Here is an 18,282-nt window from a genome sequence, read left to right as displayed (position 1 = left end):
ATCAGTATCCTCGGGTTAAGGGGCTGCGGCGGCGGATTTTACGGCTGGCCACACGTACCGGGCCGGTCTCACCGTCGGCGGCATTAAGAGCAAGAAAGCACGCCCAAGTTCGGTCGGCGTGACCGTTGGCATCGGATTCGGCCACAAAGCGCGGTGCGCCGGTGGCAGAGGTGGTTTTTTGCAACTTGTGCAGGTCGCTGCGCAGGTGTTGGTCGATAGGGATACGGATTTTCTTATCTTCGAACGCCTCTTTGCCGATAGTGGCCAGCGCCAGTTTGGAAGAGGTGTTGAACAGCACGCCTTCTACCCTGCTCTCTCCATGGCAGCGTTGCGCGTCTTCCACCGGCTTTTCGCCCATGCCGGTTTTATCCATGCAGCAGCGCAGTACGCGGTAGCGTTCGAACACCTCGTCCAGCAGGACGCCCTGCTCGGCGAAGCTGGCGCGGCGGCGGGTAATCAGTTCGCGCGTCCACATCACGTCGCCCACCTGCTCCAACACCCAAATCACAAATAGGTCGTTGCGGATGCCGATATCGACGCCGACATAACAAGGATTGCCGGTGTAGTTTTCAGGTAGCCCAGCCTGCTCATCTTCCACCCCGTGAATCAGATCATAGGACAGCCAGGCACTGGCTTCGTCCAACCATTGCAGCTCGAACTCCTGCGCCCAGGCATCATCATCGTTCAGGCCGGCCTTCAGCTGTTCGATATCGCGCGGCAAACCGTCGGCCACTGCCTGATGGATATCGATGATGTGGCGGCTCCATTCCTTATTCTTTTCGTCGGTAACCAGCTCGTAGAATTTGTTGCCCTTGCCGTTCGGCGTGGAAACCACGCGCAGCTTCCAGCCGGCAGAGATGACCGGGAACAGCGCCTTCCAAATTTCGCGGCTGTCTTTATGGAAGGCAAACTCGTCGAGAAACACATTGGCCGAGAAACCGCGGGCGGTGTCGGGATTGGCGGGCAGCGCGGTAATCTTGCTGCCGCCGGGCAGCACCACTTCTAGGGCGTTGGTGGTGGCGTCGAACGGCACCTGCATCACTTCGCAGGCTACGCCGGCCGCTTCCAGATGGCGTTTCACGCCTTCGTTCATTGCTTCTTTCGCCTGCCGCTCGCCGCGTGATAGGATGACCCAGCGCGTGCGTTTGCCTTGCGATTCAGCATCTAAGCAGTCCAACACGATTTCCAGCGTGGTGGTAAAGGTTTTGCCCGTCTGGCGGGCAAACATACCGACTTTGAAGCGGCTGTGGTCGGCCAGCCAGCGCTGCTGGTAGGGATAGAGGGTTAAGGCCGACTGTGTCATGAAAACACCCCGTATACTTCCTGCCTGATGCGTTTGAGCGTTTCCGGGTCGAGGCCGCTGTCCTGCTTGGCCGATTCGGCTTCGAGCGCAGCAAACTTGGCATCCATCTTCTCTTTCAGGTTGCTCTGCCATTGCTTCAGACGGGTGCTGGCCGAAGTGAGTGCCGAAATTTTTTTGGCTGCCTCCGACATCATGCCGAAGCGGTCAACCACATTCAGTTCGGTATCCGGTATCTCGCCAATGGCGACCAATGCATCGAACAGCTCAGTCTGCAACATCGCCATCAGGGCTTCGGAACGGGTGTCGCCTTCATCGAATGCGCCCTCGGCAATCAGACGGGCGGCTTCGGTGCTGGCCTTGATGCTGGCAAATCGGCGCTCGACCTTTTGGCCGTAGCGGTGTACGGCCGCACGGCTGATTTCGTAACCCTGTGCGTTCAGCCATTCTGTCAGCTCGGTATAGTTGCCGAACGCATTGGCCGCCAGCCGGCGTTCGAACTCGTGGCGGACATCATCCGGCAACAGGGCAATGGTGCTGCGGCGTGCCATGATCAGCCCTCCCAGTATTTGTCCGGTCGGGCGATGCCGGGCTGGCAGTCGATGGTGTATTCGGCCAAGTCCACACCGAGCCGGGTCAGGTCGGCAAACCACATGCCGGCAGGCTGCTTGGTCAGATCGATCAGGCGGCGGTCGCTCAGGTATTCGAGCTGCTGGCGCAGCTCCAATGCGGTGGCATCGGGATAAATGCCGCGCATCACGTCCAACAGAAACACTTCGCTGGAGGTGTACGGCCGGGCTTTGTTCAGGGTGTTGATCAGATGCCAGCGCATCCCTTCCCTGCGGGCTTTGTCGTTCATTTCTTTTGGCTTTCTATTTTGTACAGGTCGGTTAGTGTGTGCTGGATGCTGTCCATCTTGGCTTCCAGCACGGCTTGGTTGCGGATGTAGTCTTCGCGCAGGACATACTTTTCCGGCAGGATGGCCTTTTGCTCGGCGAACTGGTTATCCATGCTCTCCAGTTTTTGCCGCATGGTCTCAAACTGCCGCTGCCGCTCGGCCTGCTGGTTTTGAAACTGCGCTAACAACATCTTGCCGAAGCCCCAGCACACGCCGAGGAAAGAGAGCAGGAATCCGACTAGCTGCCAGAACTCAATGCTGATAAAGGTTTTGTTTTCCATCATTATGGGTATCCGATTTCTTGGTATGCCTGGCAGCCCACGCAGCGGGTACAGCCGGGGACGGCCAGGCGGCGACGTTTGGGGATGCGGGCACCGCAATCCACGCAGTACAAGAGCGAGGTGGCGGCCGGGTTTTGGCGAAACTCGCCATGCTCGTTTTCAGGTAGCCTGATTTGGCGTAGTGCCTCCTCACGCGCCAGCTCCTCCTGCCGGGTGGCTCTGTCTGAAATATCCATTACTGCTTTCTCCGATACCATTCCTGCCACCCGCGCACTTGGGTGTCGCGTTTGCCGCACCATGCGCCGTAGTCGGCGGCGTGATTGAGCAAATCGGTGGGGCTGCCTGAAACCGGCGGCGCCGGGCGCGGATGCTCGGCCAACAGTTCGGCAGCAGCGGGGGGCAGCACCGGGCGCTCCACCACCTTAATCGGTGTAGCCAAGGGCTTGTTTATAGAGCTGCAGGCCGCCAGCACCAAGGCCGCTGTAACAACGGCCGCTGCTTTGATCGTTTTTGACTGCATTCGCTATCTCCTGTTTGATGCGTGTGGTTTGGGTGTCCAATTGACGGGAGGTTTCGGCCAGCTTGACCGATTGCTGCTGTGCGAAGTCGTGCTACTTCTGTTTTTCCGCACTGACTTCGGCCAGCTTGGCGCTGTAGGCTTGTTCGGTGGCCAGCGCCTGCTCGGCATGACGCTGCTGCAGCTGTGCGATTTCGGCGCGGTAGAGACGGCGGGCGTGGGTGTAGCCCGCACCGTATACGCTGGCCAATGTCAGGCCGATGCCGAGTGCGTACAGCAAAGATTTATTCGTCGGTAGCATCCACATTTTGATCTCCCTGTTGTTTGATCTGTTCCAGCTGCGGGATGATGGATAGGCCACGCTTGATGAGGGCGTAGCCGCCCACAATGCAGCCGTAGCTCCACCACATCCACTCCACCGGTTCGGGTGCCATGACAAATTTGTAAGTCATCACGGCGTAGGCCACGTTGGCCCATACCTTGGTATGGCTGGCTTGGCCGCTGGACGGGTTGGTAAACGCGCCGGCCAGCCAGTTTTTAAGGCTATTCATGGCGGCTTTTCTCCTGCTGCTCGACCCAAGCGCGGAATTCATCCCATGAATTAAAGGTAAGCACCCGGTTGAGTTGACCGAACAGCCAGCTGAATATTCCAACGATGAACATTAAGCCGCTGACAAATGTCCACCATGTCGAGCCCCGACTGATGTAGATGCAGAAGGCCAGAATAGAAAGGGTAAACAAGTTGCGCAGAATATTAACCAACAGGCTCTCGGTTGCATCGAACACAAAGAATTTCCCGTCTTTAGAAGTGATTTTCATGATTGAACCTCCTCGGCAATGGCGGTTGCAATGGCGCGGCAGATCGGCCATTTGCGCTGCTTCCACAACGCCAAATCCGCGTCGTTAGAGATAAAGAACGGCTCGAAGATGATGCCGCCGGCTTGAGCATAGGCTAGGCGGCTGTGCTGGCCGGCATTGTCGGGCTTGTAGCCGTCTTCGCCGCGCAGCTTCCAACCTGTGGCCTGCTCCACCGCTCGGCACAGGCGCTGGCAGGCGGCTTTGTTTTTTGGTGTAGATAAGGCTTCAATACCGGTGGCTGTCTTGTTGACCGCCGCGTTGGTGTGGAACTCGACGGCCAGACGGCTGCCTTTAATGAGCTTGACTGCTTCGCGCAAAGGCAGGTTACCCTTGCCCTCACCGTCGGTCTTGACCTCCAATCCGAAGTCGGTGCGGAGGATGGAAGCGACGATGTTGCGCATGTCTTGCGCGATGTCGGCCTCGCGGTCGCTGCCGTTGACGGCGCCGGGGTCGGTGTTACTGTGTCCTGCGATAATGGTGATATACATAAGAAAATCCCTGCATCGGTGTTGATGCAGGGATTGTGGCTGATTTGGGTGCCGGAGGTCTTTTAAACGGGTTTAAAAATCATTTTGGAAAAATTCAGGGACGGGTCGCAATATATCAGCAGCCCGTAAACATCGTAAAACGCCTTCTTTGCTTAAATCATCTTCTTTGCGCAGGTAAATAACTGTATACCCAAGTTTTTTAAATAATTTTTTCTTGATTTTATCTCTCTCTTTTTGCTTTTGAAATCCATCTGTGCCATGCCAATGTTTGACCTCTTTAAAGTGTTGCTCTCCTTGAAATTCAAAGCCCACCCTTCTTTCAGGTAGCCATATATCAATCTCATACCCCTGCAGCTCCCTGCCACGGTAATGCCGTTTAACAGGTTCATTATCAAAAATAGAGCTTACTGTACGATAAAGAATAAGCTCCCCAGTACCTCGTGTCCCTTTTTTGGGAAAACCATGCTTGGCTCTCAACTCGTTCTCATCTTGGAAGTAATCGCTGTTGGCGTAATACCGCATAAATTGGCTGCCATACGCATAATGATATTGCAAAGGGGGCACTGTTATTAGCTGGTTCGGCAACGGCTTAAGCGGCGGTATTCGAAGAAACACCCCTATCCAAGAGTAGATGAATCGGGTTTTGTATTCTTGAAACTTGACAACACCTATCAAGTTCAATGGTTTGGGAATATCTATATGAGTTGCAATATGTTTGTTTTCCAGAACAAAGCCAAAATTACCAATCAGCAATTGAGGATATTCTGCAAATTCCAATATATTGTATTGGTATCCATTACTTGGATAGTTGAAACTGGCTGGGATGCCGCTCTCACCGTTGAATCCGTTCCGATAAGTGTGTTCTATGTAGTGATAAGGTAGTCCGAAGACATTGATACGGTGCGGGAGTTTCTGCTGATAATGTTCAATCTCCCATATCCTAGATAGCGCCGGACGGCCGAAATACGGCTTCGCCTCAATGCCATAAGAACATATATATTGATGTATTTTATATAAAAAAAGCCAATATAGGTCTTCATGGTAATTGATGGAAAACTGTGGCTTCAATTTTAAAGCCTCATCAAACGTTGCCAACCAATCCAGCTTCATAGTCAAGCTACTTGGTCAGCCGCAGATGCGGTTTCTTTTTTCTCTGCGCCACGGGCGGCGCTCATGATGACGGCGCGGCCAAGCTCGCTGGACTGGCGGAACAAGGCCAGCAGCTCCCGCTCTTCCTCGCTCAGGCTGGGTGTAGATTTTTCAGGTAGCCTCTTGTCTGTATAACTCGGGGATGGGGCTCTCACTATTTCCGTTTGGCTAGATCGAGTGCCAGTCAAAATATAGTCAACATCAATCTTCATATCAGGATGTGCAATTGCGGCTAGACGCAACTTATCTTCAGGCACCGAATTCCTTGCTTTTCTTGCTGAAAATGCTTTTATCTCTAATCCTAAAAAATTAGCCACATCCTTATCTTGTTTTAAATCAAGCTCTTGCTTTATTCTGTACAAAAAATCTACAAAATTCACAATTCTCCCCTTGCTAAAACTACAAATGTAGATTATTCTACACGCAACACCACAGTTAAAACCAATCCGACACAGAAAAGGACGAAAAATGACTGAACAAGAATTGCGTCGAATCATATGTCAGGAAATCCAAGCGGCCTTGGGCCGGAAGAGAAAGGCTTTTATCCGGCTGGCTTCCCGGCAGCGGCAACTTCGGATTGAACATTTTCGGCACTCTCTCGAACAAGCTTGGCTGTCGCTAAGAAGCGTTCCAAAGCATAGACCTTATTAGGATCAATCGGAGAATCCGCCTCCGCAGCCTCTTTTATTTTCTGTCGATGGACGGTTTCCATTCCGGACGTGATTTCATCAAAGAAAAGGGGAGACCGCAAACGGATGGCGAGGCAAATGGGATAGAACACCAAGTCGAGACTCTCAATACGGTCACTTAACCTATCTATCCGGCGGTATAGCTCAGCAATATGTTCTTCGGCAGTAGAAACCCCAGGGGCATTGTCGATATGCATGGCGTCGGGACTCCTTGGAATAAACGATTAGCACAGATTAACACAGGTAGGCACTAAATGAGTAAGCAACATGACAAATTTCTACCGCTGCCCTATCCGCAGACAACACAGTCGGCACAGCGGTACTTTGTACGGCACGGCATCAACCGCAGCGCATGGGCAAGGTATTTCGGCTTTGAGCGCACGGTGGTGGAGCACCTGCTGCGCGGCCAGCTGAAAGGCCGGCGCGGTATGGCGCACGAGGCGGCGATTAAATTGGGACTGAAAGAGCAACCGGAGGATTGATATGGCGAGCGGAAAAGGACAGCGGCTGCTGAGTGTCTTCAAGGCATTGGAAGCGCACCCGCTAATCGGCATCAGCAACAAGGAAATCGCCGACGGCCTAGACCTTAACCCGTCTTACGTTACCCGCGAACTGGAGGATTTGATTGAGGCGGGGCTAGTGGTGAAGCTGGATAACGGCAATTTCGCCTACAGCGTGAAGACTCTTCAGATTGCCGAACGCTTCAGACGGCAGACCGAATATCTAAAAGGCAAGTTGGAAGAAACCGACCAGCGTGTGAACAGATTTTGAAAAGTGACGCTGGCGTCACTTTTGGAGAACCAACATGAGTAAAGAAATTATCGAACACGACACCCTTAATATGGCAGCCAACCACGCGGCGATGAACAGCGTGATGGTGATGGAACAATGGGGGAATGGCGAGAGTTACAACGAGGAACGATGGGTGGAGCGTGCTAGGCAAGCGGCACGTAAGACCTTGGAAGGAATGTTTGAGCTAGGGCGGGCTTTAATTGTGCTGAAAGAGCACACGGAGCATGGCCGATTCCGCGAGATTACAGAAGAAGAATTAGGGCTGCACTACCGTGAGACTGCCCGTTTAATGAATGCCACCCGCCGCTTTGCTACCCCGCAAATGCAGAAGGCCGCACCCAAGCTGATGGAGCTGGGCAAATCCAAACTGCTGGAGCTGCTGGTAGAGGAAGACGAGGCTCTGGCAGAACTGGCCGACGGCGGCGACATCAACGGACACACCCTAGACGACATTGACCGCATGACCCGCAACGAACTCCGCGCCGCCCTGCGCGAAAGCCGCGAAACCGCCGAGGCCAAAGACAAAATCATCGCCGACAAAAACAAGAAGGTGGACGAGCTGGCCGAGAAGCTGGCCAAGAAGCAGACGGGCAAAGAGCCGAGCCCCGAAGACGTGGGCAGCGAGCTGACCATGCAGCTCTCCAGTTTGGAAGTGGCCGCCCGCAGCGACTTGAGCCGCTTTTCCGAGGTCTTCGAACAGATGCTGGCACACGGCGAAGCCAACGGCTACGACCACCGCCCGCAGATGGTGGCAGCCATCAACCAAATCATTCGAGATGCCGAAACCCTGCGCGAACGCTTTACCCTGCCGCAAGAAGCGCCGACCAACGCCAAGCCGGAATGGCTGGACGGGGAGTAAACCATGAACCCTGCATTGACCGAGAAACTAGCTGCCGTGGCCGCTCATGCAGCCACCCTCGGCCACGGCGAGAAGGCAGGCTACCTGAAAAGCCAGGCGGCCGAGCTGGGCATCAGCGTGGCCACGCTGTACCGCAAGCTGGAAGCGGTCAGCGTGAAGCCCTGCCGCAAACGGCGCAGCGATGCCGGCCGCTCGGAATTAAGCCTGCACGAGGCACAGCTGATTTCGGCCGTGCTGATGGAGGCGATGCGGCGCAACGGCAAACGGCTGATGTCGGTCGCCCGCGCAGTGGAGATGCTGCGCGCCAACGGCAAAATCGACGCCGCCCGCGTGGATGAGGAAACTGGCGAGGTGCTGCCCTTGTCCGAGAGCACGGTTACCCGCGCCCTGCGCGAATACAAGCTGCACCCCGACCAACTGCTGCAGCCCGCGCCGGTAAACCGCATGAAATCGGAACACCCGAACCACTGCTGGCAGATCGACCCCAGCCTGTGCGTGCTCTACTACCTGCCGCGCAGCGGCGAGGACAGCGGCCTGCGGGTAATGAAGCAGGAAGAGTTCTACAAAAACAAACCGAAAAACGTGGTCAAAATCGAAAACGACCGCGTGTGGCGCTACACCGGCACCGACCACGCCAGCGGCACCATTCTCGCCCGCTACTACTTCGGTGGCGAGACCAGTGCCAACCTGTGTGATTTTTTTATCTTCATGATGCAGGAGAAACAGGATGTCTTGAAAGACCCGTTCCGCGGTGTACCGCGCATGGTGATGCTCGACCCGGGCAGTGCGAATACCTCGGCAGCGTTTAAAAACCTGTGCAAGTCGCTGGATGTGCATGTGCAGATCAACAAGCCGGGCAACCCGCGCGCCAAAGGACAGGTAGAAAAAGGCAACGACATTGTGGAAACGGCGTTTGAAAGCAGCCTGCGCTTTACCGAGGTGCACGACATCGGGCAGCTGAACCGCCTGGCCGAACGCTGGATGCGTTACTACAACGGTACTCAGATTCACAGTCGGCACGGCCTGACCCGCTATCAGGCATGGAACAAAATCAAGGCCGAGCAGCTGATTCTGCCGCCGCCTGCCGATTACTGCCGCGAGCTGGCCGTTTCTGCGCCGAAAGAAGCCAAAGTGTCGCCCGATCTGGAAATCCGCTTCGGCGGCCGGGTGTACAGCGTGAAAGACATCAAGGGCGTGCTGGTGGGGCAGAAACTGCTGGTGGCCAAGAACCCGTGGGAGCCGACCGGCGCGCGTATCGCCACTTACGACGGCGAGGGCAACGAAATCTGGCAGGCGGTGCCGGAGGTGGTGTTTGACGACATGGGCTTCAGGGCTGATGCCGCAGTCATCGGAGCGGAATACAAAGGGCAGGCCGACACCACCGCCCAAAGCCACGCCAAAGAACTGGACAAGCTGGCGATGCAGGCCGACACGCTGGAAGCGGCAGCGGCCAAACGCAAAGGCAAGGCGGTGCCCTTCGGCGGCGAAATCGACCCGTTCAAACATCAGGAAGACACGCTGGCCGCCGCCAACACCCTGTATATGCCCAAGCAAGGGCAACAGATGGCCTACAACACGATGGAAGTGCGCGAGCAGGTGTTGAGCAAGGTCGAGCTGGCCAAGCTGCTCAAACCACGCATCGAAGCGGCCGGCGGCAACTGGGGCGCGGCGGTAAAAACCCTGCAACGGCTGTACCCGGACGGGGTGGCCACCAGCCAAATCGAAGAGGTATTCGGCCGCCTGAGAACCGCAGGCAGCCTGCGGATTGTGAAAGGGGCATGAGATGAAGGAAGCATTTAGAAAAATCGGCAAATCGTACGCCGTGGCCGCCGCCGAAATCGGCTGCAGCAAGCCCAGGTTGGTGGCGGTAATCAACCACGGCGAATGGCCGAAAAAAGGCGCAGCCGAGCTGCGCGAGAGTTTGAAGCAGTATTTTGAAACGAATGGTGCGGACATTCCGCAATGTCTGGAAAACGAACCGGAAACCGCACCTGCCCACCCTAATGAAAGCGAGGACGACGATATGTTACTACGAAAAGCCACTTTGACCCAAGCCACCCGCCGTTATTTCGGCCTGGTACGCGACCCGTTCAACGACGAAATCCGCAGCGCGGAAGACGTGTATATGACCCCTGATGTGCGCTATGTGCGCGAGGCGATGTTTCAGACGGCCTGCCACGGCGGCTTTGTGGCGGTGGTCGGCGAAAGCGGCGCGGGCAAGTCCACCCTGCGCGAAGACCTGCAAGACCGCATCAACCGTGAAGGCAGGCAGGTGATCACCATCGAACCGTATGTGCTGGCGATGGAAGATAACGATGTGAAGGGCAAAACCCTGAAAGCCGCGCACATTGCCGCCGCCATCTTGGAAGCCGTATCGCCCGGCACCCGACCCTACCGCGATTCGGAAGCACGTTTCCGCCAAATCCACCGCGCCCTGCAGGAGAGCGCGAAAGCGGGCAACAAACATGTGCTGATGATTGAAGAGGCACACGGCCTGCCGATTCCGACCCTGAAACATCTGAAACGCTTTTTTGAATTGAAGAACGGTTTTGACCGCCTGCTCGGTATCGTACTGATCGGCCAGACCGAACTGGCGCAGAAGCTCAGTGAAAACAACCCAGTGGTGCGCGAAGTGGTGCAGCGCTGCGAGGTGGTGACGCTCTTGCCACTGACCGACGGACGGCTGGCAGGCTACCTGAAACACAAAATCGAACGCGCCGGCGGCGACATCACCAAAATTATGGACGAGAGCGCGATTGACGCGGTGGCCGAACGGCTGACGGTGCGCGGCCGCAGCGGGCGCGGGGTGGAAGAACACAGCCTGCTCTACCCGCTGGCAGTCAATAACCTAGTTAGTGCCTCAATGAATCAGGCGGCCGAGCTGCAGATGCCGGTGGACGGCGATATGGTAAGGGGGGTGTGAGATGAGTGCATTTTGGAACTGGTTTGTACAGGCAAGCTGCTGGCAGGTGCTCGGCAACGCGCTGACCTTGGCGCTGGCACTGGTCATCATCGGCATCGGTATCGGCGAAGCGGTGCGTTATATCCGCATCAGTTGGAAAGGATAACAACCATGTGTCCGGAATTAAAAAACGTTGCCTGCCGCGAAGCTCGGAACTGGTTAATTGCCGCCATCGTGGCAGTGGCCTATGCCGCCATGGACGGCAGCTGCACCCCGCAGCCGACAGCCCATCGGCAGCTGGTGGGACAGCCGGATACGGCAGCGGCACGGCTGGCAGCCAAAGAGCGGCAAGCTGAGAGTGAGGTCGCCGAAACGGTAGCAGTGTACGAACGCATGAGCGATCAAGAGCGGATGCGCGGGATTGTGTATGAACCAGTAGAGGAATAAGACATGGTAACCGTAGCAAAATTTATCTGGTATTTGGCTAGCATCGTCTCCGGCGTGTTGGTGCTGACGGTGGCGGCTATGCTGCTGGTGGTGGTGTGTATGGCCGCCTTTAACCGATACGACGACATCTTTATCAACCGGGAGCAGTCATGAAAACCCGTTGCCCCTGCTGCGGCGCCAGCGCCAGCCTTGAGGTGCTGATTACCCACGACGAGGCGCGCAACCTGCTGGTGGCGCTGGCCGGTATCTCCGACGAGCTGACCAAAGCCGCGCTGCGCTATCTCGGCCTGTTCCGCCCGGGCGAGCGCGACCTGAGCTGGGCTCGGGCGGCCAAGCTGCTGGGCGAGCTGGTACCACTGATTCAGGCGGGCGAGATTACCCGCAAGCGGCAGATTTACCCCGCGCCGTGCGAGGCATGGATTTGGGCGTTTAACCGCGTTATCGAAGCCCGCGACAGCAGCAGGCTGACCCCGCCGCTGACCAGCCACGGCTTCCTGCTGGAGAACCTGACCTTCTGGACGCCGGACAAAACCAGCGGCACGGCCTTGGCTCCGGCAGCGGATACCGCCCTTTCAGGCAGCCTTAACCAGCAACAACAGACCGTGGCCAGCAGCACCCTACAAGCGGCCGCAGCCGGTGAGAAGTTTAAGCGATGATGACCCGAAATGATGACCAAAGAAGTAAACAATGCCTTGGTGTCCGGCATCCAGCACATGTTCGCCATGCGGTTGCCTGGGCATCCGCCGCTCGATGCGGCCGACGGGACGTATCTGGCATGGATTGCCGCTTTCGATTCGCTGCCGATCGCCTGGGACGACGAGCGCGACGTACCGCGCATCCGACAGGCCTTCGGCGCGTTATGGGCAACCGTAGACCGCTGGCCGACCCCGAAAATGCTGATTGCCTGCATCCCGCCCGTGCCGCCCCCGCCGCAGCTGGAAGCCCCGAAAAAGGTGTGGACGGAAGAGGAAATAGCCAGAAACAAAAAGCGTTTGGCCGCAATGTTAGGCATGCTGGCCGACAAGATGATTGAACGAAACCAATTTTTAGACGATGGAAGGAATGAAGATGAGCCAAATTGATATGAGCCAATACAAGAAGGACGCACGCGGCAATCTGGTGCCGATTGCCAACATCCGCCCGATTGATCTGCTGCGCGACGAGCTGGTGCAGAAAATTACCGCCCGCGCCCGCGCGGTACAGGAAGAATTGCAGGAATACCGCCGCTGGGCGATGGACGAGATTGCGGCCTTTGCCGAACTCTCTGCCAACCAGTACGGCACCTCGCTGGGCGGCAAGAAGGGCAATATCCGCCTGCACAGTTTTGACGGTCAATACCGCGTGCAGCTGGCAATGCAAGATGCCCTGGTATTCGATGAAGGGCTGGCCGCTGCCAAAGTGCTGATTGACGAATGTATCCGCGAATACTCGGAAGGCAGCCGCCCAGAGCTGCTGGCCATCATCAACGCCGCCTTCGCCACCGACCGCGACGGCAATATCAGCACCGCCCGCGTGCTGGGGCTGCGCCGTCTGGACATCAGCGACGAGAAATGGCAACGCGCGATGGATGCATTGAGCGACAGCCTGCAGGTGCATACCAGCAAGGCCTTTGTGCGGGTACACGAGCGCGATGCCAACGGCGAGTATCGCTTGATGAATTTGGATATTGCGAAGGTGTAGTAATGGCCACCGTAACCATCATGATCGCCGATGCTCCGCAAGGTATCCTGCTCAAGTTGGAATCGGACGAGCGCTTGCCTGACCCGGGCGAAGACGGCGGCACCATTGCACAGGATATCAGCCTGATTGCCTTGGAGTTGATTAAGCGTGAGGTTAAGTCAATAACCGGCAAAGAGTTTCGGGAATATACCACCCAATAAGCAATACCGAGCGGCACGGCCTGCCGCAATTTAAACAGGAGTTAAACCATGACTAAATCAGAGTTAATCAAAGCCATTGCCGAACACGGCGAATTGAGCCGGACCGATGCTGAAATCGCGCTGCTAGCCGTGCAACACAGTATCACGGAGGCTTTGGCCAAAGGCGACCGGATAATCCTGCCCGGCTTCGGGACGTTCAAGGTAATCACGACGGCCGCACGTACCGGCCGCAACCCGCAAACCGGCGAGCTGGTCGAGATTCCGGCCAAACGCAAAGTGAAGTTTGCCCCGAGCGATAAGCTCAAAGACTTGGTTAAAGTGTAATGTTCAACCCATGCCGCTGCCACAGTGCGGCGGCATCAGTGGAACATTAGGAGAGTCCAAATGCGTGAACCCAAAGCCCAAAAGAAAGCCCGCCTGATTAAGCTATTGCACATAGCCAAAAACCAGCTGATGCTGGGCGATGCCGCCTACCGCAGGCTGCTGTCCAACATATCGGGCGGCAAGACCAGCAGCACCAAACTGTCGTTGGAGGAGCTGGAACTGGCGCTGCGCGGCATGAAGGCGCAGGGCTTCGTGGTCACCACTAAGGCGCAGGCCGAGAGCGGCAGACGGGATATCCCGGTGCGCGAGGCAGCGGACGGAATGGACGCGCAAATCAAAAAAATACGCGCCCTGTGGTTGGAGCTGCACCGCTTGGGCGCGGTGCGTAGCCCGAGCGAATTGAGCCTGGCCCGTTTCGTCAGCCGCATGACCGGCGTGGACTATCAGGGCTGGCTGAGCGTGGACGATGCCTCACGGGTAATCGAGCATTTGAAACAATGGAAAAAACGGGTAGAAGGGAGGTCGGTATGACGCATGCAAGGGTGGCCGAGCTGTTGTCCGATTTGGCGGCCAAGGTTGGAGAGGAAGTGCATTCTGCCGGGGTGGCGGACAAAAAACAGGCCAAAACCATCGGTAACCATGTAGCCAAACGCATGGCACGGGAATGGGGAGGACAGAACCTGTATATCCCGCACGGGGTGCTGTGGGATATCGACGAGCGCGACGTAGAAATCTTTGACAAGTTTGACGGCACCAATCAAAAACAGCTGGCACGCGAGTACGGTTTTTCGGAGCAGTGGATTTACCGCATCATCGAACGGGTACGACAGGCTAAAATCGACGCTGCACAGCAGGATTTGTTCGATGAAGGGAAAGGCAAAGGGAGTAAAACAGATTAAAACGCGCACAAGGTCGGTCAGGAACGTTCCTGACCGATGTCTTTTTACGGTTTGGTACGTTTGCTTATCCCGCCGCCCGAACGCGCTTAAAACGTAAATTTGGCGATGCCGGCTTCGGAGGTATTTTTTTAAACCCGTTTAAAGGACTTTCAGGCAGCCCATGCCCCATCATTCGCTTAACACGAGTGATGGGGATTTTTTATGTTTGAGATTTTTCGAAGTGGCGAGCGCATCAGTGCCGATGGCAGCCGGTGGAACATCACGGATGCCGACGTACAGCGCGCCGCCGAGGTGTACGACCCGAAGCTGCACGAAGCGCCGATTGTCATCGGCCATCCGGCCATGAACGCCCCGGCCTACGGCTGGGTGCCGAAGCTGGCGGCCGACGGTGGCAGCCTGACTGCCGAGTTTGCCCAAATGGATGATGGCTTTGCCGAGGCCGTCCGTGCCGGACGTTACAAGAAGGTATCTGCCTCCTTTTGGCCGCCCGGCTATCCGAACAATCCGGTACCGGACAGCTACTACCTGCGCCATGTCGGCTTTCTCGGCGCACACGCCCCGGCGGTCAAGGGGCTGCGGGCGATTGAGTTCGGCGAAGCCGAGGAAGGCGTGATTGAGTTTTCCGAGGCGGCACATGGTATTGCCGCCCGGCTATGGCGCAATATGCGCGAATGGCTGATTGCCCAGTTTGGCCAAGACGCCGCCGACAAGGTGGTGCCGGACTGGGAAATCGAAGGCATCAAGGAAATGGCCACCCGGCCTGACCTGCCGCCCGACCCGGTGTTGTTTGCCGATCCCCCTCCCTCCTCCAACCCAACCGACCATAAGGAGTCTCCCATGTCTGAACAAGACCAAGCCGCTGCACTGGCTGCCGAAAAGGCCGCACGTGAGAAGGCGGAGGCCGATGCCGCCCAGGCCAAGGCCGAATTGAAAAAACTGAAAGACGAACAGGCAAAAGATTTGCGCGACGCGTCGCACCAGCAAAACGCCGACTTTGCCGAGGGCTTAGTAAAAGAAGGCCGTCTGAAACCTGCCGACAAAGCCTTGGTGGTACAGGTGCTGGATTTTGCCGAGCACCCCGAGCACACCACCGCCGACTTCGGCGAGGGCGAGGCGGCGAAGCCGCTGGGCACTGCGCTGCGCGAGTTTTTGTCGGCGGTGCTGCCGCAACAGCTGCCGATCGGACATGTAGCCACCGGCAGTGAACCGCAAACGGCAGGCAGTCTAGACTTTGCCGAGTATGCCGACCCGTCCGAGCTGGAATTACACCAACGCGCCAAGGCACTAGCGGCCAAAGAAGACATTTCCTATGAACAAGCAGTATTCCGCTGCATGAAATAAGGACTGACACCATGAGTCAAAACTATTTGAAAAAACTGCAGGGCGTTTCCCCTATCCTGACCACTGTGGCGCAGGGCTATGCCCCCAACCGCTTTATCGCCGAAACGGTGTTTCCGGTGGTATCGGCGGAAGCCGAAATCGTCAAATTCCCCACCCACGGCAAAGCCGCGTTTGAGGAATACGAAACCCGCCGCGCCATCGGTGCCGACAGCAATGTAATCGTGTTGGACGGCAACGGTTGGGAAACCGTTACGCTGGAAGAGCACGACTTGGCCGCCGGCGTGGACTACCGTGCCGAGAAGGAAGCCTATTTCAGTCAGAAGACCAAGGCCGCCCGCCGCGTGAAAGACGGCGTGCTGCTGAAAAACGAAGTCATTGTGGCCGGATTGGTGCAGAACGCCTCCAGCTACGCTTCCGGCCACGTCAGAACCTTAAGCGGCACCAGTCAATGGAGCAACCAGGCCAACAGCGACCCGCTCGCCGACGTGGATACCGCCAAGGACAAAATCGCCGAAGCCGTCGGCCTGCGCCCGAACATCATGGTCATTGGTGCCGGCGTACTGAAACACCTGCGTTACCACCCGAAACTGCAGGCGCAGCTGGGTGCCAACGATAAAAAATGCATTACGCTCGACATCCTCAAAGACCTGTTCGAACTGGAAGACATCATCATCGGTGAAAGCCGCCTGACCGCCAACGGCCAATTTGCCAACGTGTGGGGCAACCATGTCAGCCTGCAGATCCGCGGTGCCAACAGCACCGGACAGCCGGCAGACGAAGGCAACCCCAGCTTCGGCTACACCTTCCGCCGCAGCGGCCTGCCCTTCATCGACACTTACGAAGGCGTGGGCGGCAAGGTCGAATATGTACGTTACACCGACATCAAAAAGGCTGTGGTAACCGGCGGCAAATGCGGTTACCTGCTGAAAGACGTGGTGGCTTAAATCAACCGAAAGGCTGCCTGAAAATTCAGGTAGCCCGCCAAATACAGGAGCAAGACAAATGGCAAAAACCAAAAAGGTAGTGCTGACCGAAACCATCATCGCGGCAGCCGCCATCGTACAGAAACGTTTCGTGAATTTTGAAGGCAAACAGGCCACCGCCGGGCAGCCCGCCTTGGGTGTATCGGTATACGACGCCGATCAGGGCGACAGCTTGGCCGTGGATGAGCTGGGTATCGTGCGGGTGGAATCCGGCGGCGCATTGGCAGCGGGCGATGCCGTGGCTTCGGACGCGCAGGGCTGCGCGGTAAAACAGGCCGCCTCCGCCGTAACTCTCGGCCGCGCTTTGGACGCCGCCGTCGGCGCCAACGAAGTCATCCGCATCAAACTGGGAGCCTGACCATGATTAAAACCTATATCGCCAACACCCCGCTGATTCTGGCTGATGCCGAGGGCAAGGAGTTCCGCGTTGAATCCGGCGAAGCCGTAGACCTGACGCCCGAGCAGTACGAGCTGGTGGCCGCACATGTGACCGCAGGCAGCATCTCGGACGCAGACTTGGCCGCATCCGGCTACCAGCCGGACGGCACAACACCGGTGCCGGAACAGCCGTCTGCCGAACCGACCCAGCCCGAACAACCGGCTGAGGCCGAAACCGCGCCTGCCGAGACAGAGCAGCCGGCACAGGCTGAAACCGAACAGCCGGCAGATTCTGCCGAGCAGGCTGAAGAACAGTCCAAAGCACGCGGCGGAGGCAAAAAGGACTAGGCATGTACATCACGCGCGAAGACATCAAGGCTGCCGTCAGCCTGGCCGAGCTGACCCAACTGACCAACGATATCGGCGGCGGCACCGAGCCGGACTGGGAAGTGGTGGACAGAGCCATCGCCTATGCCTGCGAAATTGCCGACGGCTACCTGATGGGTCGTTACACCCTGCCGCTGGAGCCGGTACCCAGCATCCTGCGGCCGGTGTGCAGCGACATCGCGCGCTACTGGCTGCATACCCGCCGCATCAACACTGCCGATTTCCCCAAACCTTTGCAGGCAGCCTACGACAACGCGCTCAAGCTCTTAGCGCAGGTACGCGACGGCAAGCTGCATTTGGGTGTGCGTGCCGATGAATTGGCCAGCGATACTGAGCGGCCGCAGGCCGAGCGCGGTGCCTACCGTGTGCGCGGCAATGCCAAGCAGGATTGGGGAGGCTACTGATGTCTGCCACCTGCCCGATTCTGACCGCCGTGCGCGATTATTTGGCCGCCGAGCTGCCCGCCTACACGGTGGAACTGTTCCCCGACGACCCGGCCGGCTACCGCTTTATGGCACCGCTGGGCGCGGTGCTGGTCGGTTATCAAGGCAGCAAGTTTGCCCGTCCGGACGGCTTCGGCCTAATCGGCCAGCAGCGCGACGTCACACTGGCGCTGACCGTGTTCGGGCGCGGCCTGAACCATGACGGTGCAGCCTTGGATCTGCTCGACGCATTACGGCTGGCCATCACCGGCTACCGCCCGCCCGACTGCGAGCCGTGCCACCTGATCAGCGAGCAGTTTTTGGCCGAAGAAGGAGGGGCATGGCAGTACCAGCTGATTGCCCAAACCGAAACCCAGCAGGTCGAACGCCGCCCGGCAGATATCCGACCCAAAGTCAGCAGCCTGTACCTGCGGCAGCAAGGCCAGCCGCTCAACCCCGATATCAAACCCAAACCCTAGGAGATTATT

The 18,282-nt window shown here is 57.3% G+C and carries 34 protein-coding genes; 21 read left to right on the top strand and 13 right to left on the bottom strand.

Annotated features, from left to right (window positions below; translation table 11 throughout):
* Position 1: 1 nt before the first annotated feature.
* From Q9I99_RS02600 to Q9I99_RS02540, 13 genes are all read right to left on the bottom strand, one after another.
* Positions 2 to 1,303, bottom strand: coding sequence for a terminase large subunit domain-containing protein (locus tag Q9I99_RS02600; protein WP_301668157.1), 1,302 nt, complete (start codon positions 1,301 to 1,303; stop codon positions 2 to 4).
* Entirely contained in the window at positions 1,300 to 1,851 is a 552-nt protein-coding gene (locus tag Q9I99_RS02595; RefSeq protein ID WP_301668156.1) for a DUF3486 family protein, read from the bottom strand. Before Q9I99_RS02595 ends, Q9I99_RS02600 begins: the two co-directional genes overlap by 4 nt.
* A gap of 2 nt (positions 1,852 to 1,853) precedes the next feature.
* Positions 1,854 to 2,159: a hypothetical protein gene (locus Q9I99_RS02590; protein ID WP_009425424.1), complete on the bottom strand. Its 306-nt coding sequence runs from the start codon at positions 2,157 to 2,159 to the stop codon at positions 1,854 to 1,856.
* A complete protein-coding gene (locus Q9I99_RS02585) occupies positions 2,156 to 2,479 on the bottom strand; it encodes a membrane protein (protein WP_036495617.1) in 324 nt (107 codons plus the stop codon). Before Q9I99_RS02585 ends, Q9I99_RS02590 begins: the two co-directional genes overlap by 4 nt.
* Positions 2,480 to 2,481: 2 nt before the next feature.
* The gene (locus tag Q9I99_RS02580) at positions 2,482 to 2,736 is read right to left on the bottom strand and encodes a TraR/DksA C4-type zinc finger protein (protein WP_301668155.1); all 255 of its coding nucleotides are present in this window, start codon (positions 2,734 to 2,736) and stop codon (positions 2,482 to 2,484) included.
* Positions 2,715 to 2,999 (bottom strand): hypothetical protein, encoded by a 285-nt coding sequence (locus Q9I99_RS02575; protein WP_301668154.1) that lies wholly within the window; start codon positions 2,997 to 2,999, stop codon positions 2,715 to 2,717. The genes Q9I99_RS02580 and Q9I99_RS02575 overlap by 22 nt, the downstream gene beginning before the upstream one ends.
* Positions 3,000 to 3,090: 91 nt before the next feature.
* Positions 3,091 to 3,303: a hypothetical protein gene (locus tag Q9I99_RS02570; RefSeq protein WP_301668153.1), complete on the bottom strand. Its 213-nt coding sequence runs from the start codon at positions 3,301 to 3,303 to the stop codon at positions 3,091 to 3,093.
* A complete protein-coding gene (locus Q9I99_RS02565; protein WP_064087584.1) occupies positions 3,281 to 3,547 on the bottom strand; it encodes a hypothetical protein in 267 nt (88 codons plus the stop codon). The genes Q9I99_RS02570 and Q9I99_RS02565 overlap by 23 nt, the downstream gene beginning before the upstream one ends.
* Positions 3,540 to 3,815 (bottom strand): hypothetical protein, encoded by a 276-nt coding sequence (locus tag Q9I99_RS02560; RefSeq protein WP_064090640.1) that lies wholly within the window; start codon positions 3,813 to 3,815, stop codon positions 3,540 to 3,542. The genes Q9I99_RS02565 and Q9I99_RS02560 overlap by 8 nt, the downstream gene beginning before the upstream one ends.
* Positions 3,812 to 4,342 carry an N-acetylmuramoyl-L-alanine amidase gene (locus Q9I99_RS02555; protein ID WP_301668152.1) on the bottom strand — a complete coding sequence of 177 codons (531 nt, stop codon included), beginning with the start codon at positions 4,340 to 4,342 and terminating at the stop codon, positions 3,812 to 3,814. The genes Q9I99_RS02560 and Q9I99_RS02555 overlap by 4 nt, the downstream gene beginning before the upstream one ends.
* Positions 4,343 to 4,414: 72 nt before the next feature.
* Complete coding sequence (locus Q9I99_RS02550; protein WP_301668151.1) at positions 4,415 to 5,452, bottom strand: hypothetical protein; 1,038 nt, start codon at positions 5,450 to 5,452, stop codon at positions 4,415 to 4,417.
* Positions 5,453 to 5,454: 2 nt separating this feature from the next.
* Positions 5,455 to 5,871: a helix-turn-helix domain-containing protein gene (locus tag Q9I99_RS02545; RefSeq protein WP_301668150.1), complete on the bottom strand. Its 417-nt coding sequence runs from the start codon at positions 5,869 to 5,871 to the stop codon at positions 5,455 to 5,457.
* 161 nt (positions 5,872 to 6,032) lie between these two features.
* Positions 6,033 to 6,377 carry a hypothetical protein gene (locus Q9I99_RS02540; RefSeq protein WP_301668149.1) on the bottom strand — a complete coding sequence of 115 codons (345 nt, stop codon included), beginning with the start codon at positions 6,375 to 6,377 and terminating at the stop codon, positions 6,033 to 6,035.
* Positions 6,378 to 6,434: 57 nt separating this feature from the next.
* On the opposite strand from Q9I99_RS02540, the gene Q9I99_RS02535 reads away from it, so the two are divergent.
* From Q9I99_RS02535 to Q9I99_RS02435, 21 genes are all read left to right on the top strand, one after another.
* Positions 6,435 to 6,662, top strand: coding sequence for a DNA-binding protein (locus Q9I99_RS02535; RefSeq protein WP_009425435.1), 228 nt, complete (start codon positions 6,435 to 6,437; stop codon positions 6,660 to 6,662).
* A gap of 1 nt (position 6,663) precedes the next feature.
* Positions 6,664 to 6,951 carry a helix-turn-helix domain-containing protein gene (locus Q9I99_RS02530; protein WP_301668148.1) on the top strand — a complete coding sequence of 96 codons (288 nt, stop codon included), beginning with the start codon at positions 6,664 to 6,666 and terminating at the stop codon, positions 6,949 to 6,951.
* Positions 6,952 to 6,985: 34 nt separating this feature from the next.
* On the top strand, positions 6,986 to 7,831 hold the full coding sequence (locus Q9I99_RS02525) for a hypothetical protein (protein ID WP_301668147.1): 846 nt from the start codon (positions 6,986 to 6,988) through the stop codon (positions 7,829 to 7,831).
* Between the two features lie 3 nt (positions 7,832 to 7,834).
* Positions 7,835 to 9,613, top strand: a complete 1,779-nt coding sequence (locus Q9I99_RS02520; RefSeq protein WP_301668146.1) for a TnsB C-terminal domain-containing protein — start codon at positions 7,835 to 7,837, stop codon at positions 9,611 to 9,613.
* Between the two features lies 1 nt (position 9,614).
* Positions 9,615 to 10,754, top strand: coding sequence for an ExeA family protein (locus Q9I99_RS02515; protein ID WP_301668145.1), 1,140 nt, complete (start codon positions 9,615 to 9,617; stop codon positions 10,752 to 10,754).
* Between the two features lies 1 nt (position 10,755).
* The gene (locus tag Q9I99_RS02510) at positions 10,756 to 10,899 is read left to right on the top strand and encodes a hypothetical protein (RefSeq protein WP_023888069.1); all 144 of its coding nucleotides are present in this window, start codon (positions 10,756 to 10,758) and stop codon (positions 10,897 to 10,899) included.
* Between the two features lie 5 nt (positions 10,900 to 10,904).
* Entirely contained in the window at positions 10,905 to 11,180 is a 276-nt protein-coding gene (locus Q9I99_RS02505; RefSeq protein ID WP_301668144.1) for a hypothetical protein, read from the top strand.
* A gap of 3 nt (positions 11,181 to 11,183) precedes the next feature.
* Positions 11,184 to 11,333, top strand: a complete 150-nt coding sequence (locus Q9I99_RS02500; protein WP_023888072.1) for a hypothetical protein — start codon at positions 11,184 to 11,186, stop codon at positions 11,331 to 11,333.
* Complete coding sequence (locus Q9I99_RS02495; protein ID WP_301668143.1) at positions 11,330 to 11,836, top strand: HI_1489 N-terminal domain-containing protein; 507 nt, start codon at positions 11,330 to 11,332, stop codon at positions 11,834 to 11,836. Before Q9I99_RS02500 ends, Q9I99_RS02495 begins: the two co-directional genes overlap by 4 nt.
* 9 nt (positions 11,837 to 11,845) lie before the next feature.
* Positions 11,846 to 12,262, top strand: coding sequence for a hypothetical protein (locus Q9I99_RS02490; RefSeq protein WP_301668142.1), 417 nt, complete (start codon positions 11,846 to 11,848; stop codon positions 12,260 to 12,262).
* Complete coding sequence (locus tag Q9I99_RS02485) at positions 12,249 to 12,860, top strand: DUF3164 family protein (RefSeq protein WP_179946230.1); 612 nt, start codon at positions 12,249 to 12,251, stop codon at positions 12,858 to 12,860. The genes Q9I99_RS02490 and Q9I99_RS02485 overlap by 14 nt, the downstream gene beginning before the upstream one ends.
* 2 nt (positions 12,861 to 12,862) lie before the next feature.
* A complete protein-coding gene (locus tag Q9I99_RS02480; protein WP_301668141.1) occupies positions 12,863 to 13,060 on the top strand; it encodes a hypothetical protein in 198 nt (65 codons plus the stop codon).
* A gap of 48 nt (positions 13,061 to 13,108) precedes the next feature.
* On the top strand, positions 13,109 to 13,384 hold the full coding sequence (locus tag Q9I99_RS02475) for an HU family DNA-binding protein (protein WP_301668140.1): 276 nt from the start codon (positions 13,109 to 13,111) through the stop codon (positions 13,382 to 13,384).
* A gap of 60 nt (positions 13,385 to 13,444) precedes the next feature.
* Positions 13,445 to 13,915: a regulatory protein GemA gene (locus Q9I99_RS02470; RefSeq protein WP_301668139.1), complete on the top strand. Its 471-nt coding sequence runs from the start codon at positions 13,445 to 13,447 to the stop codon at positions 13,913 to 13,915.
* The gene (locus Q9I99_RS02465) at positions 13,912 to 14,283 is read left to right on the top strand and encodes a Mor transcription activator family protein (protein WP_301668138.1); all 372 of its coding nucleotides are present in this window, start codon (positions 13,912 to 13,914) and stop codon (positions 14,281 to 14,283) included. The genes Q9I99_RS02470 and Q9I99_RS02465 overlap by 4 nt, the downstream gene beginning before the upstream one ends.
* 201 nt (positions 14,284 to 14,484) lie before the next feature.
* The gene (locus Q9I99_RS02460) at positions 14,485 to 15,624 is read left to right on the top strand and encodes a 2-oxoacid:acceptor oxidoreductase (protein ID WP_301668137.1); all 1,140 of its coding nucleotides are present in this window, start codon (positions 14,485 to 14,487) and stop codon (positions 15,622 to 15,624) included.
* An 11-nt stretch (positions 15,625 to 15,635) separates the two neighbouring features.
* Positions 15,636 to 16,568: a major capsid protein gene (locus Q9I99_RS02455; protein WP_301668136.1), complete on the top strand. Its 933-nt coding sequence runs from the start codon at positions 15,636 to 15,638 to the stop codon at positions 16,566 to 16,568.
* Between the two features lie 58 nt (positions 16,569 to 16,626).
* Entirely contained in the window at positions 16,627 to 16,965 is a 339-nt protein-coding gene (locus Q9I99_RS02450) for a DUF2190 family protein (RefSeq protein ID WP_301668135.1), read from the top strand.
* A gap of 2 nt (positions 16,966 to 16,967) precedes the next feature.
* Positions 16,968 to 17,333 (top strand): hypothetical protein, encoded by a 366-nt coding sequence (locus Q9I99_RS02445; protein WP_301668134.1) that lies wholly within the window; start codon positions 16,968 to 16,970, stop codon positions 17,331 to 17,333.
* Between the two features lie 2 nt (positions 17,334 to 17,335).
* Positions 17,336 to 17,776, top strand: coding sequence for a DUF1320 domain-containing protein (locus tag Q9I99_RS02440; RefSeq protein WP_301668133.1), 441 nt, complete (start codon positions 17,336 to 17,338; stop codon positions 17,774 to 17,776).
* The gene (locus Q9I99_RS02435) at positions 17,776 to 18,273 is read left to right on the top strand and encodes a Gp37 family protein (RefSeq protein WP_301668132.1); all 498 of its coding nucleotides are present in this window, start codon (positions 17,776 to 17,778) and stop codon (positions 18,271 to 18,273) included. The genes Q9I99_RS02440 and Q9I99_RS02435 overlap by 1 nt, the downstream gene beginning before the upstream one ends.
* Positions 18,274 to 18,282 lie beyond the last annotated feature (9 nt).

Source organism: Neisseria basseii (assembly GCF_962707005.1).
Lineage (GTDB): Bacteria > Pseudomonadota > Gammaproteobacteria > Burkholderiales > Neisseriaceae > Neisseria > Neisseria bergeri.
The sequence above is the reverse complement of the archived record's forward strand: the minus strand, read 5'-3'. Positions and strand labels throughout refer to the sequence as shown.